General features: G+C 72.5%; 7 protein-coding genes. 2 read left to right on the forward strand and 5 right to left on the reverse strand.

Features of this window, described 5'->3' with window-relative positions; genetic code table 11:
• The first annotated feature begins 117 nt into the window (after positions 1-117).
• The gene (locus OHT21_RS07210) at positions 118-2,385 is read left to right on the forward strand and encodes a heavy metal translocating P-type ATPase (protein WP_328767416.1); all 2,268 of its coding nucleotides are present in this window, start codon (positions 118-120) and stop codon (positions 2,383-2,385) included.
• A 15-nt stretch (positions 2,386-2,400) separates the two neighbouring features.
• Here the strand turns inward: OHT21_RS07210 and OHT21_RS07215 are convergent, their stop codons facing one another.
• The gene (locus tag OHT21_RS07215; RefSeq protein ID WP_328767417.1) at positions 2,401-3,309 is read right to left on the reverse strand and encodes a DUF5134 domain-containing protein; all 909 of its coding nucleotides are present in this window, start codon (positions 3,307-3,309) and stop codon (positions 2,401-2,403) included.
• Positions 3,310-3,496: 187 nt separating this feature from the next.
• On the opposite strand from OHT21_RS07215, the gene OHT21_RS07220 reads away from it, so the two are divergent.
• Positions 3,497-3,715 carry a heavy-metal-associated domain-containing protein gene (locus OHT21_RS07220; protein ID WP_328767418.1) on the forward strand — a complete coding sequence of 73 codons (219 nt, stop codon included), beginning with the start codon at positions 3,497-3,499 and terminating at the stop codon, positions 3,713-3,715.
• Positions 3,716-3,849: 134 nt separating this feature from the next.
• Here OHT21_RS07220 and fusA read toward each other — a convergent pair whose 3' ends face one another.
• From fusA to OHT21_RS07240, 4 genes are all read right to left on the reverse strand, one after another.
• Positions 3,850-5,961: an elongation factor G gene (fusA, locus tag OHT21_RS07225; protein ID WP_328767419.1), complete on the reverse strand. Its 2,112-nt coding sequence runs from the start codon at positions 5,959-5,961 to the stop codon at positions 3,850-3,852.
• A gap of 392 nt (positions 5,962-6,353) precedes the next feature.
• The gene (locus OHT21_RS07230; RefSeq protein ID WP_443050325.1) at positions 6,354-7,334 is read right to left on the reverse strand and encodes an ABC transporter ATP-binding protein; all 981 of its coding nucleotides are present in this window, start codon (positions 7,332-7,334) and stop codon (positions 6,354-6,356) included.
• Positions 7,331-10,108, reverse strand: coding sequence for a hypothetical protein (locus OHT21_RS07235; RefSeq protein ID WP_328767420.1), 2,778 nt, complete (start codon positions 10,106-10,108; stop codon positions 7,331-7,333). The genes OHT21_RS07230 and OHT21_RS07235 overlap by 4 nt, the downstream gene beginning before the upstream one ends.
• A gap of 572 nt (positions 10,109-10,680) precedes the next feature.
• A complete protein-coding gene (locus OHT21_RS07240; protein WP_328767421.1) occupies positions 10,681-13,923 on the reverse strand; it encodes an ABC transporter permease in 3,243 nt (1,080 codons plus the stop codon).
• Positions 13,924-13,945: the final 22 nt, after the last annotated feature.

The following is a 13,945-nucleotide window of genomic DNA, read 5'->3' on the forward strand; positions in this document are numbered from 1 at the left end:
CAAGTCGAATCAGCACTTGAATCGAATACGGGGCGGGGGTATACATGGAGACGCAGATCTTAATACCCCCATGGGGTATTCAAGGAGAATCCACCCGCCACGCCCCGAGGAGCGGACATGGCCACCACCACCCCCGGCGCCGCCGAGGTCGAACTCGCCATCGGCGGCATGACCTGCGCCTCTTGTGCGGCCCGGATCGAGAAGAAGCTCAACCGCATGGACGGCGTCGAGGCGAGCGTCAACTACGCCACCGAGAAGGCCAAGGTCACGTACCGGGACGAGGACGTCTCCGTCCAGGACCTGATCTCCACGGTCGAGGCCACCGGCTACACCGCCCACGAGCCCGCGCCCGTACGCCCCGAGTCCGCACCCGGCGGCGAGCAAGGGCCCGATTCCGATGCGTACGACGAACTGCGGCCGCTCCGCGAGCGTCTGATCACCGCCGTCACCCTCGCCGTGCCCGTGGTCGCGATGGCGATGATCCCGGCCCTCCAGTTCGAGTACTGGCAGTGGCTGTCCCTGACGCTGGCGGCGCCGGTCGTGACGTATGCCGCCTGGCCCTTCCATCGCGCCGCGTGGACCAACGCCCGGCACGGTGCCGCCACCATGGACACGCTGATCTCGGTCGGTACGTCGGCCGCGTTCCTGTGGTCGGTGTGGGCCCTCTTCTTCGGTACGGCCGGCACGCCCGGTATGACGCACCCCTTCGAGCTGACCATCGCCCGCGGTGACGGCGCCGGGAACATCTATCTCGAAGCCGCCGCCGGAGTCACCGCCTTCATCCTCGCGGGCCGCTACTTCGAGGCCCGGTCCAAGCGGAAGGCGGGCGCGGCCCTCAGGGCGCTGCTGGAACTCGGTGCCAAGGAGGTGACGGTTCTGCGGGCCGACGGTCGCGAAGAGACCGTCCCCACCGCCGAGTTGAAGGTCGGCGACCGTTTCCTGGTGCGGCCCGGAGAGAAGATCGCCACCGACGGTGTCGTGGTCCAGGGCTCCTCCGCCGTGGACGCCTCCATGCTGACCGGCGAGTCCGTACCGGTCGAGGTCGAGGCCGGCGAAGGCGTCACCGGCGCCACGCTGAACGTCGGCGGACGCCTTGTCGTCGAGGCCACCCGCGTCGGCTCCGACACCCAACTCGCCCGTATGGCCAAGCTGGTGGAGGACGCGCAGAACGGCAAGGCCGCCGCCCAGCGGCTCGCCGACCGGATCTCCGCGGTCTTCGTACCGATCGTGATCGGCCTCGCCCTGGCCACCCTCGGCTTCTGGCTCGGCAACGGTTCCGGGCTGACCGCCGCCTTCACCGCCGCGGTCGCCGTACTGATCATCGCCTGCCCGTGCGCCCTGGGGCTCGCGACGCCGACCGCGCTGATGGTCGGCACCGGGCGCGGCGCGCAGCTCGGCATCCTGATCAAGGGCCCCGAGGTACTGGAGAACACGCGCAAGGTCGACACGATCGTCCTCGACAAGACCGGCACGGTGACCACCGGCCGGATGACCCTCCTTTCCGTGCACACCGTCGACGGCACCACCGAGGACGAAGTACTGCGCCTGGCCGGTGCGTTGGAGCACTCCTCGGAGCACCCGATCGCGAAGGCGGTGGCCTCGGGCGCCGCGCAGAAGGTCGGCGAGCTGCCCACCCCCGAGGACTTCGCGAACGTCGCGGGTCTCGGCGTTCAGGGCATCGTCGAGGGTCACGCGGTTCTGGTCGGCCGGGAGAAGCTGCTCGGAGAGTGGGAGATCCGGTTGCCCGTGGGTCTGGAGCGCGCCAAGGCGGAGGCCGAGGCGGCCGGACGTACGGCGATCGCGGTCGCCTGGGACGGCGAGGCCCGTGCGGTTCTCGAGGTGGCCGACGCCGTCAAGGAGTCCAGCCCCGAGGCGATCACCCGACTGCGGGCGCTCGGCCTGACTCCGATCCTGCTGACCGGCGACAACGAAGCGGTCGCGCGGTCGGTCGCCGCCGAGGTCGGCATCGACCAGGTCATCGCCGAGGTTCTCCCCCAGGACAAGGTGGACGTGGTCAAGCGCCTTCAGGCGGAGGGCCGTTCGGTGGCGATGGTCGGCGACGGCGTCAACGACGCGGCCGCGCTGGCACAGGCGGACCTGGGCCTGGCCATGGGTACGGGCACGGACGCCGCCATCGAGGCCGGCGACCTCACGCTCGTACGGGGCGATCTACGGGCCGCGCCCGACGCGATCCGCCTCGCGCGCCGCACCCTCGGCACCATCAGGTCCAACCTGTTCTGGGCCTTCGCCTACAACATCGCCGCCCTCCCCCTCGCGGCGGCCGGCTTGCTCAACCCGATGATCGCGGGAGCGGCGATGGCCTTCTCCTCGGTCTTCGTGGTCGGCAACAGCCTGCGCCTGCGGGGGTTCCAGGCGGCGAACTGAGGCAAATGCAGCCCGCTAAACCGCCATCAGCAGAAGCATCGCCGCCATGGTGCCGCCCATGCCGACATGGGCGGCCAGCGCGGCCTCGGGTGCGGCTCCGGGGCGGCGGCGGTGGCGGTGGGCGTCGAGTTTCGCCGTACGGCCCCGGTCCCGGAACGCGAGCGTCAGCGAGGCCAGGAACACGACGACCGTGTCCGGCATGGCGAGCAGCCAACGGCTCCAGCTGTTGCGGCGGCCACCTTCACGGCCCTCCGTGAGACGGTGGCTCCGGTTGGTTGCGTCCCGGATCTGCGCCCACACGGACGCGGCGATCGACAACAGGAAGTAGACCGCGAGCGCGACGACCACGAGACGCCAGACAGCGGTACCCGAGTACGCCGATGCGTCGGCACCGCCGGCGGCGGACAGATCGGACGACTCCGTCCCATGACCGTGCCCCTGTACGACGCTCCCGTGCCCGTGACCGTGCATGGCCTCCGTATGCGAGTGCCCTGCCGACTCCGAGCCCGCCGCCATGTGCTGCATTCCCGGCATGTGCGCCATGTGGGAGCCGCCCAGAGCGAGCACCGGCCCGGAGGACGTACTCGTCATGGCCAGCGTCATGATCACCATGCCCGCGCTGCCGACGATCAGATGCACCCAGTGCCGGCCATGCCTCCACCCGCCCTCACGCGTGTGCTTCACGGCCAGCGCGACCCCGCCGAGCCCCAGCAGCGCGAACGCCACCGCCCACCCCATGCCGTACTCCGCGTACCAACTCACCGTCAGCGGCAGGGACATGGCGGCCATACACACACTCATCAGCAGATCGCCGCCCGCCGCGAACCGGGCCCCGCCTCTGCTGGTCACCATCCGGACCGAGCTGACCGCGGCCACGAGCCCGGCGAGCACCGCGATGGACCAGGTCAGGGCCATGATTCCCATCGATACCTCCGCATCGACCGACTGCGGCTCGTACTGGTGCCCTTAGTACGTGCCGGGAAAGCGGCCCGTTCAGGCCTTGCCGACCCTTGACGCCGGCCCTTGACAAAACCCATACCCCCTAGGGGTATGATGGCTCCATCAGGACCGAGTAGAAAACCTAGAGCCAAGCAGCCAGAGGAGCGGAGTCATGGTGCAGGACATTTACGAGGTCAAGGGCATGACGTGCGACCACTGCGTCAAGGCCGTCTCTTCCGAGGTCGGCGCCCTCGACGGCGTCACGGGCGTAGAGGTCGATCTGAAGACCGGCCACGTGACGGTGTCCAGCGGCGAGCGCCTGTCGTACGACGCGGTCGCCGAGGCCGTGGACGAGGCCGGCTACGACCTGATGGGCCGCCGCGAGCAGTAGGGCCCTGTCGTCAGACGCCCGGAACGGTCCCGCCCGTGTACGTCTCGTACGGGCGGGACCGTCTTTGTTGCCACCGGCCTTCAAGCAACCGTCCTTCAAGCCACGGTCCTTGTAGCCGTCACCGGCCCCTGGAGCTACCGGGCCAGGACCCCGTCGGACGCCGCGCTCGGCGCCAGGGCGTACCCGGCGGGCCGGGTGGTGAACGTGCCCCGGCCCTGGCTCCGGCTGCGCAACCGCGTGGCATAGCCGAACAGTTCGGCCAGCGGCACGGTCGCCGTGATCACCACCGCGCCCGCCCGCACGACCGAGCCGGTGACCCGGCCGCGCCGCGCCGCGAGGTCGCCGAGCACTCCGCCCATGGCGTCCTCGGGCACGGTGACCGTGACGTCGACCACCGGTTCCAGGAGCGCCATCTCGCCGGCGCGCAGGGCGTCACGGAGCGCGAGTCGGCCTGCCGTCCGGAACGCCATCTCCGAAGAGTCCTTCGGATGGGTCGCCCCATCGGTCAGTACGACACTCACCCCGGTCACCGGATGACCGCCGAGCGGCCCCTCGGCCAGCGCGTCCCGGCACCCCGCCTCGAAGGCTCGTACGTACTCCTTCGGCACCCGGCCCCCGACGACGGTCGACCGGAACGCGAAGCCGGTCGCACTGCCGGCACCATCGGAACCGCCGGCACCAGGGGTGGCCTCCAGCGGCCCCACGTCAAGGACGACATGGGCGAACTGACCGGCGCCGCCGTCCTGTTTGACATGCCGGTACACCAGCCCCGACACGCCACGGACGAGGGTCTCCCGGTACGCCACCCTCGGCCGGCCGACGCCGACGGCCAGCCCGTGAGCGCGCCGGATCTTCTCCACCGCCACCTCCAGGTGCAGCTCGCCCATCCCCGACAGCACGGTCTGGCCGGTCTCGGGGTCGGTCCTGACCACCAGCGAGGGATCCTCCTCGACCAGCCGCGTCAGCGCCGACGCCAAGCGGTTCGTGTCGGTGCTCCTGCTCGCCTCGACCGCCACGGAGACGACCGGGTCGGCGGCGCTCGGCGGTTCGAGAAGGAGAGGAGCCGAGGGTGCGCACAGGGTCGACCCGGCGCGGGCGGACTTCAGTCCGACCACCGCGACGATGTCCCCGGCCACGGCCCGGTCCAACTCGGCGTGCCGGTCGGCCTGGACGCGCAGAATCCGCCCGATGCGCTCGGTGCGCCGTGCGCTCGCGTCCCATACCGTGTCTCCCTTCTCAATCGTTCCCGAGTACAGACGTACGTACGTCAGCCGCCCCGTGGCGGTCGCGTTCACCTTGAACGCCAGTGCCGCGAACGGCGCCGCCGGGTCAGCGACCCGTTCCTGCTCCGCGCCGTCCTGAGTGCCCCGTATCGCGGGCACGTCCAGCGGCGAGGGCAGGTACGCGACGACGGCCTCCAGCAGCGGCTCGATTCCGCGGTTGCGATAGGCCGAGCCGCACAGCACGACCACGCCGTCACCGGTACGGGTCAGATCGCGCAGCGCGGCGGTCAGCGTCCGCGTGGAGAGAGCGGACCGCGCGCAGAACTCCTCCAGTGCGGGCGCATGGAGTTCCGCCACCGCTTCCTCCAACTGCCGTCGGCGCCGGTGCGCTTCATCCCGCAGGACATCCGGAACCGGACCTTCGTCGACCGCCTCGCTGCCGTCGGCCCAGACCAGCGACCTCATATGCACCAGATCCACCACCCCGGTGAAGCCGTCCTCCGTGCCGATCGGCAACTGGACGACCAGCGGGGCCGGATGCAACCGCTCCCGGATCGACTCGACCGCCCTGTCGAGGTCTGCACCGGCGCGGTCCAGCTTGTTGACGAAGGCGATCCGTGGCACACCGTGCCGATCGGCCTGCCGCCACACCGACTCGCTCTGCGGCTCCACTCCCGCGACGGCGTCGAACACCGCGATCGCGCCGTCGAGCACGCGCAGCGAGCGTTCCACCTCGTCGGAGAAGTCGACATGCCCCGGGGTGTCGATCAGGTTGATCCGGTGGCCGTCCCAGGCGCAACTGACCGCCGCGGCGAAGATGGTGATGCCACGATCGCGCTCCTGAGGATCGAAGTCGGTGACGGTCGTGCCGTCATGGACCTCACCCCGCTTGTGGGTGGTTCCGGTGACGTACAGGATCCGCTCGGTGACGGTGGTCTTCCCGGCGTCGACGTGGGCGAGGATGCCCAGGTTGCGAACGGCGGTGAGCGGACTGGTGAGTTGACGGTGCAGGTTGTTGCGCACGGCCCATGGCCTTTCGGGGTGAATCCAGAATCGGGCAGCGCGATTCCCGGCGATACGGGCCTGTCGGGACGTCAACGGGCAGGCAAGCACCACGCGTTGAGGTGGTGTGCGAGCCCGACTTCATCGAGTCGGGCGCTGGCGCTACCGCGTCAGGTGGCGCCGCCGAGTCAGGCGTTCGTCACGGACATCCGGTACCGGCCGCGCAGCGGGCACCGGCCAGCCGAAGACACGAGGATCACCTCGTACAGCGACCGGGGAACGACGACAGCGGTGCGGTACCGCATGGCCGGGCTCCCCTCACTCATCACGTGGCGCGCCGTCATGTCGTGGCGGCGCGCGCGTTGTGTGGCGAGTGTAGGGAACCCGGCGCGGGCAGGGCACCGGGTTTTTCGCTAGGGCATCCCCGCAGACCGGGTCCCGTCCGTCCCATCCGTCTCGTCCGTCTCGTCCGTCTCGTCCGTCTCGTCCGGCCATACGCCCACGTGGTCCGGTTCCGCTGTCAGGCGGACGCGGCCGCGCAGGCCGTAGCGTTCCACGTAGTCGCGCGGGAGTTGGAGGCGGCCCGCGCGGTCGAGGACCGTGTACTCCTCCGCGTCCGCGCCATCCGGCGTGCGGAGGGTTTCCGTCGACGTGCGGCCGTCGCGAATGCGGACAGTTCGGCGGACCTGGCCGGAGACGAGAGGGTCGTGGGTGACGACGAGGACGGTGGCGCCGAAGTCCTCGTTGGCGCGGCGCAGCGTGGCGAACACCTCCTCGCCGCTCGCCGTGTCGAGCTCGCCCGTGGGTTCGTCGGCGAGCAGCACGCGCGGCGAGTTGGCCATGGCGACCGCGACGGCGACGCGCTGCTGTTCGCCGCCAGAGAGTTCGGCGGGTCGGCGGTCGCGGCAGTGGGCGACGCCGAGTACGTCGAGGAGTTCGGCGGCGCGTGCGGCTCGTTTGCCGCGCGGCACGCGCGCGTATTTCATCGGCAGTGCCACGTTCTCCAGGGCGGTCAGATACGGCAGCAGGTTGCGACCCGTCTGCTGCCATACGAAGCCGACGGTGTGCCGGCGGTAGCCGAGCCGTTCGCGGCGCCCCATGGCGAGCAGATCGTGTCCGGCGACCCTGGCCCGGCCCGCCGTGGGCAGGTCGAGCCCGGAGAGGATGGACAGCAGCGTCGACTTGCCGGAACCGGAGGCTCCGACGAGCGCCATGCACTCCCCCTCCTCGACAACGAGGTCGAGGCCCTGGAGGGCCTGCACCTCGACCTCGTCGGTGCGGTAGACGCGGACCAGGTTGTCGCAGACGACGAGTCCGGCGTCCGCGCGCGGACGCCGGGCTTCGCGGGCCCGTTCCTCCAGTTTCCGCAGGTCGTTCGCGTGAGGTTCGGTCACCGTTCCTCCGTGAGGCGCAGGACGGCGCCGAGTCCGCGGCGCCGTCCGATCCAGGTCTCGACGACCACCGCCATGATGACCAGCAGGCCGAGGCCGGCGCCCAGGGCGGCGGTCAGCAGCAGGTCGGGGCGTGGTGTGGGGGCGGCGGGTCCGCCCGTGAACTCCCGTAGTTCCAGGGCGGGTCCGAGCAGTGCGGGCAGTGTCAGGCCGAGCGCGGTGCCGCCGACCACGGCCGCCAGCGCCATCGGCAGTAGTTGGAGCAGGTGCAGGGCTGAGGTGGCACGGTGGCCGAGGCCCAGCGTGCGCAGGTAGGAGGCGGTGCGGCCGCGGGCCGGGGCGGACAGCATCAGTTCGAGAACGAGGGCCAGCAGCGCGAGGAGTACGGCGAGCCCGGTGCTCGCGGTGTGCGCGGCCGTCAGCACATCGACCATGCCGTCCGCGTCGGCCTCGGCCTCCTCCTCGGCGCGGATACGCAGCTCGCCGACGGAGGTGTCGGAGGCGGCTCGCGGCACGAGGGCGCGCAGTGCCTGCACGTCCAGCCGCGGTCCGTACAGCAGCAGGGCGCTCTCCTCGAAGTCGCTTCCGGTGAAGGCCTTGAGGTCACGGTTGTCGGCAAGGAGCAGCTGGTCGCGGGGTGCCGTCGTGGCGCGGACGGGCCCGATCGCCGGGTCGCTGAGTACCTCGTCGGGGAGGGTGGCGACCACGCGCAAGCCGATCTTTCTACCGTGCGAGGTGATGGTGAGCAGGTCGCCGGCGCGGGCTCCGGTGGCCAAGACCCGGATGTCCCGGCCGCGTCCGGGTGCGGTGAGCCCTGCGTGGTCGAGTGCGCGACCGGCGGCCGAACCGGGCGCCAGCGCCCGCAACTTCGCGCCGTCGACGCCGATGAGACTCGCGATGCCGTACCGCTCCCCGCTGGTACCGCTCGTCGGGTCGACCCGCAGTTGCCGCACGCTGACGGTGTCGCGCACTCCGCGCACCTGGGTCAGCCGGTCAGCGAGGTCGGGGTTGCGGCCCGCGCCACGGAAGGACGCGTCGGCGCCGACCTGCCAGGCGGCGGCCTCCCGGCGCCCCTCCGTCAGTGTCCCGGCCACAAGGCCGCCGAACACCGCGCCCGCCAGCGTCACCACCAGGACGAGCAGCGCGAGCGCCCGGCCCGGTGCCTCTTTCGCGGCCCGGGAGAGCGCGATGAGGGCCACGGCACCGCGCCGCCGCGCGGACCAGCGCGCCAACAGCCGTACCGGCAGCGGATAGCAGCGCACCAGTACGGCGACGGTGGCGAGCCCCAGCAGTGCGGGCACCGCCGCGAGCAGGGGGTCGGGCCCGGCGTCGCCCGCCGTGCCGCGGCTCCGCAGCGCGAGCACTCCGGCCGCGGCGAGCAGCAGGACCAGCGCCTCGGCGACGATCCGTCGACCCGCCGCATGCCGGTTCGGCTCGTGCCGGGTGCGGGTGGTGCGGTCGCGCACGGCGTGCCAGGTGAGTGCGGGCAGCAGCAGCCAGACGAGTGCCGCGACGAGCACGCCACGGTCGTACGCGGGTGAAGGTCCCGGCAGCGCCCGCGCGACGGCGAGTCCGGCGGCGAGCCCGAGCAGTGCGGCGGGCACGGTCTGTGCCGCCCGTGCCAGTGCGAGACCCGGCGCGGAGGCGCCGCGGGCGATCTGCAGCCGGTGGGCGTCGAGGCGGCGGCGGACCGCGAGCAGCGCCGTGACGGCGGCCGTGAGCAGTCCGGTGACGAGCAGGGAAGCCAGCGCGAAGGAGATCACGGTGCTGCCCTGGCGCCACTGCGCGCCGAACTCCGTGACCACGTCCGGGAGTTGGCTGCTGTCCTGCAGGGTGGTGGCGGCGTGCTGGCCGAGCTGGCAGAAGTTGCCGCCGTAGTCGGCGATGTCGCCGCAGAAGACGGTGCGGGCGTCGTCCGGGTAGCGCGCGAGCAGCCGCTGGAGCTCGCGCTGTCCCTGCTCGTCGGCGAACCGCGTGGCGGCGTCCTCGTCGAGGTCGAGACGCAGGCCCCAGTTGGCGGTGAGCGACGCGCCCGCCTGCGACTGGAGGATGGTGACGGTACGCGGGGCGACGAGGGCGCGGGCCTCCCAGTCGAGCCCGGAGGCGCTGCGCGGCGGGTGCTGCGTGGGACGCCCGAGCTGGGGCTTCTCGCGCCACAGCCGGTCGTCGCCCGTGGTGAAGAACCCGACGACGACGGCCGTGGCGTGGACGTCCTTCAACGCGCCGGGCTGGAGCGGGAGTTGCTGCCCGAGCCGCAGCCGCAGCGTGTCGCGGGTGCGGATGGAGACGGCGATCTCGACGGCCTTGCTGTCCGGGTCGGGCGGCCGCCCCTCGGCATAGGCGGCACGGCCCGGCGCGTCGGAGGCGTACACCAGGCCCAGTCCCACGTCCCCGGCTCCCGTGGCGGTACGGACGAGCGGCAGCTCGATACGGGTCGAGTCATGCACGAGCCCGCCGCCGAGGGCAGTAGCAGCGGCGTTCTCGATCACGTCGGTGGTGGGAACCAGATCGTCACCCAGGTCGGCTGCCGGGCCACCCTCCTCCACGGTCTCCGCCGGATCGAACCGCGCGCTCAACTGAACCCCGGGCTCCGCCCGTTGCACCTGCTCCAGCCTCGAGCCCAGCGCCCGCCCGGCCAGCCGGTCGAGCAACCCGGGCCCCGCGGCGGCGACACCGCTGAGCAGCGCCACAAGCACCACAAGGCAGACGAGCAGAGGGAGTTCGGCCCGCGCCTCGCGCAGGGAGACGGGACGGACGGGCCGCGTCGGGCGCCTCATATGCTCTCCCCCACCTGCGGCACCCCTCCAAGAGGCGGGCCAGCAGGGGCAGTCCGGACAGCGCCCCGACGCAAGGCCACGGAGCCCGGCACCTCATACGTACGCCCCGCGTGCAGCAGGTCGCCAAGACGCAGACCGGCAAGGGCAGTTAGGGCCGCACGTCGACGCAAGGCGACGTGAGCCTCCGGCCGGGTCCGGAGGAGGGGGAGGCTGTTGCGGAGAATTGTGACACTTGGGTGGCCAAGTGTCACAATTCTGCGCAACAGCCTCCAGGGGGCCCTCATTGGTCCTCCCGCGCGCCAAGAGCCAGGCACGCAAGGGCAGCGCGCCCCGCGCCCCGGCGCAAGCCAACCGGCCCTGGCAACCACGCCACACACCTCACCGGTCCTCCTCCACACCAAGCACCAGGCAGCCAAGGACAGTTCGCCCCACGCCCAAGCGCAGCGGGACAGATCCGGCAGCCACTCCGACCCGCCTCGCCGGCTCCCCCGCGCCAAGAGTCAGGCACCCAAGGCCGCTCGCCCCACGCCCAGGCACAAGCCGACCAGGCCCGGCAGCCACACCGACCCACTTCACCGGCCCTCCCCCGCCCGCAGCACCCGCGCCAGATCGACCCGCCCCAGGAACCGCGCCGCGACCGTCACCACGCCGCAGATCACCAGCGTCGTCACCCCCGCCGTGAGCATCACCCGCCCCCACGGCACCTCGGTCAGCAACCCGGGATAGACCGGCCGACCGGTGTCGTCGACTGTGACCACCGGCATGATCAGCGCCGCCAGCGCCGTGCCCAGGAGCGTGCCGAGTACCGCAGCCACGCCAGCCAGAGCCAACTGCTCCGTCCACAGGTACGCGGCGAGTTGGCGGCGCCGTACGCCCAAGGCCCGCAGCAGCGCGAACTCCCGCGCCCTGGCCCGTGCCGAGAAGGCCGTATGCAGGGTGAAGCCGACGACGGCGAAGGCCGGAGCGAGGACCAGGCACAACGTGAGCGCCCCGCGTGCGCCCTGCCTCAGCGGGTCGGCGGCCAACCGGGCCCGCGTCCCCGGCACGTCAACGGCCGTGCCGAGGCGGGGGTCGGCCCGGACGGCGCGCAGAGCGGCGGCCGCGTCCCCGCCCTCGGCCGCCACCCACCAGGCGGTGTCGGCGCCGGGCAACCCTCCGCCCAGTACGAACTGCGCGGCCAGGGCACGGGAGTCGGCCAGCAGCTGGGGCCCGTCCCGCTCAGCACCCGGCACGGCATCGATCTCCCCGACGACCTTGATACGAGCACTGCCGCCGCCCGCCCGCTGCAACGTAACCGTGTCCCCGACACGAACCACACCGGAGTCCAGCGTCGCCCGGTCAGCGAGCGCGGGCGCGGCAGGCCGCCCCTGAGCGCGGTCCGTACCGAGCCGCACGCTCCACGTCGGGTACTCGAGCTCGATGTCGGGCCCGCGCAGCACGGCGTCCAGGAGGGTCCCGGGCGCCGGGCGGTCGGAGCACAGTACGGGCCCCGGAGCACTCCCGGGCCGCCTCGGCGGCTTGGCCCCGGGACAGCCGGCGACCAGCCGGTCAGGGGCGTCGGTGCGCACGTCGCGCCACGCGGCGGGCCGCGTGAGCCCGGGCACACGGTCGACGCTGAGGCGATAGGTACGCCGTATGCTCTCGCCGGTCATGCTCAAGCCGAGCTGGACGATGCGTACGCCGTCACCGCGCCCCGGAACCTTCAGCCGTACGGTACGAGCCGCTCCGTTCGTGTCCTCGAGATCGACCTCGCTCGCGTGGGCGAGGCCGTCCGCGTCCACGAAGTGCACGGTGAGCCGCACGGGCACGGGGGTTCCGGGCCCATCGGCCAACAGCCTTACCCGCAGCGGGAGTTCGGGCCGGGAACCATCGAGCGGCAGCCCGTACGCGGGGATGTTCCGGCCGAGCGGGGCGACGAGTTCGGACACCGGCCGGTCGCTGAGGTCGGGGCGCAGGGCGGGGGCGGGACCACGTGCGGTGTTGATACCGGTGACGGTGACCCAGCTCTGGGCGAGGTAGCCGTTGGTGTCGACGACGGGGGTGACGACCCGGGCGCCGGGCAGTGCCGCGTACGCGGCGCGCCGCTCGGCGGGGGCAAGCCGCTCGCCGGGGTCGATCCGCAGGTCGGAACCGACCCGGAAGACCGCCTGGTCGTGGTCCCCGCGGTCCAGGATGGCGAGCGCGGTGCTGCTGAGCGCGGCGACGGCCAGGGCCAGCGTCACCAGCAGCGCGGGCCCGGCATGCCGCGCGGCCCGCCGCGCGATCTGCCAGCCCCCGAGGGGCAGTACGAGCCCCGTGCCGCGCCGCGCGAGAGGCTCGGTGACCCGCGCGAGCACCGGAAGCGCCCGCAGGACGAGCAGCGCCGCGGCGCAGGTCATCGCGACTGGCGCGAGGACGAGTACGGGGTCGACGCCACCGCCCGTGACCGGCGACCGGTACTGCCGCAACTGCAGCCATCCCAGCACGGCGACAGCAGCCAGACCCAGATCTGCACCCAACCGCTGCGCCCCCGCGAACCGCCCCAGACGCAACCGCAGCCGTCGCACCGCATGCCGGTCCCGTACGGTCCGCACGGTCGGCGGCAGCAGCGCGGCACCGTGCACCGCGACGGCGAGCAGCGCGGCAGCCCAGCCTGCGGTCAGCGTCGCGGACGCGGGTACGTCGCCGGGGATCAGCCCGGCCCCGTCGAGCAGCCGCAGCAGCGGACCGGCGAGGAACGGCGCGGCCAGCCCCGCGGGCAGCGCGACGGCCGCCCACTGCGCGGTCGTCGACAGGGCCAGCCGCGGGGTTCCGGCGCCGCGCGCGGCCAGGAGTGCGAGTTCGGGACGGCGGTGCTCGGCGAGCTGGCGCGCGGTGAGGACGAGGGCCGCGGCGGCCAGGGCGGCGAGCAGGGTGGCCGGGATGTAGAGGCCGGCCCGGGCGACGGCGATGGGAGCCGACAGATCGTCGAGCGCGTCGTCAAGGGTGGGCTCGGCAACGAGCTCGGTCGTGGGCTTCGTACCGCGGAACACTGAGAGCGATACGTCGCTGCCGCCGAACCGTTCGGCCCGCCGCTGCAACGGCCCGATGTCACCGAGCCGCAGCCCGCCGGTGTCCAGCACACCCAGCCAGAGCCCGCCAACATCCTTAGCCAGGCCTGGAGTTGAGGTCACCACCGCGCGCTCCACCAGCGCCACGGATTCGGACGTACCGAAGCTGGTCGTGCTCAGGTTCGCCCAGACAGCCGGGCTGCGGCCATCGGCCCGATACAGCCCGGCCACCCGCATCCGCACCTGCGGCCCGCCCTCCGCCTGCACCCGCAGCTCGTCACCGGGCCGCAGCGCGAGCTCCTCCGCGAAGACATCGCTGAGCGCGGTCTCGACGACTCCTCCCCCGCCGGCCGCGCCCGGCCAGCGACCCGCCACCAGCCGGGCATGCCGCCGTGTCTCCTGCAGTGCCACCACGGACACGCTGGCGTCGTCCCGCCGGCGGCCGTCCGCCTCGGTCACGCTCATCTGCGCGGACCGGACGGCCGGGACCCGTAACGCGGACCAGGTGTGATGCGGTACGCCACCGAAGGCACGGCCCACAGCGGCCCGTACGAGACCGTCCAGCTCCTCCGCACCACTCGACGGGTACGCCCCGTAGACACCGACCACGGCCTCGGGATCACCGGCGAGCCGCCGCTGCACCCCGCCCTCGACGGCCTTCTCGGAGAGCGCCGCGAGCGCCGCCAGCACGGTGGCGGCCAGCAGCACGGCAAGCCCGGCGGCACCCAGCACCAGTCCGTGATAGCCGGTCCCCCGCACCGCGGCAGGCGCACGTCTCCCGCTCAACTGCCCGGTCTCCCCCCGTAGT

This window comes from Streptomyces sp. NBC_00286 (assembly GCF_036173125.1).
GTDB lineage: Bacteria > Actinomycetota > Actinomycetes > Streptomycetales > Streptomycetaceae > Streptomyces.

Bases quoted from the DNA above. Each gene is read 5' to 3' on its own strand.
- OHT21_RS07210 (WP_328767416.1), top strand. From the start codon at position 118: ATGGCCACCACCACCCCCGGCGCCGCCGAGGTCGAACTCGCCATCGGC.
- OHT21_RS07215 (WP_328767417.1), bottom strand. From the start codon at position 3,309: ATGGGAATCATGGCCCTGACCTGGTCCATCGCGGTGCTCGCCGGGCTC.
- OHT21_RS07220 (WP_328767418.1), top strand. From the start codon at position 3,497: ATGGTGCAGGACATTTACGAGGTCAAGGGCATGACGTGCGACCACTGC.
- OHT21_RS07235 (WP_328767420.1), bottom strand. From the start codon at position 10,108: ATGAGGCGCCCGACGCGGCCCGTCCGTCCCGTCTCCCTGCGCGAGGCG.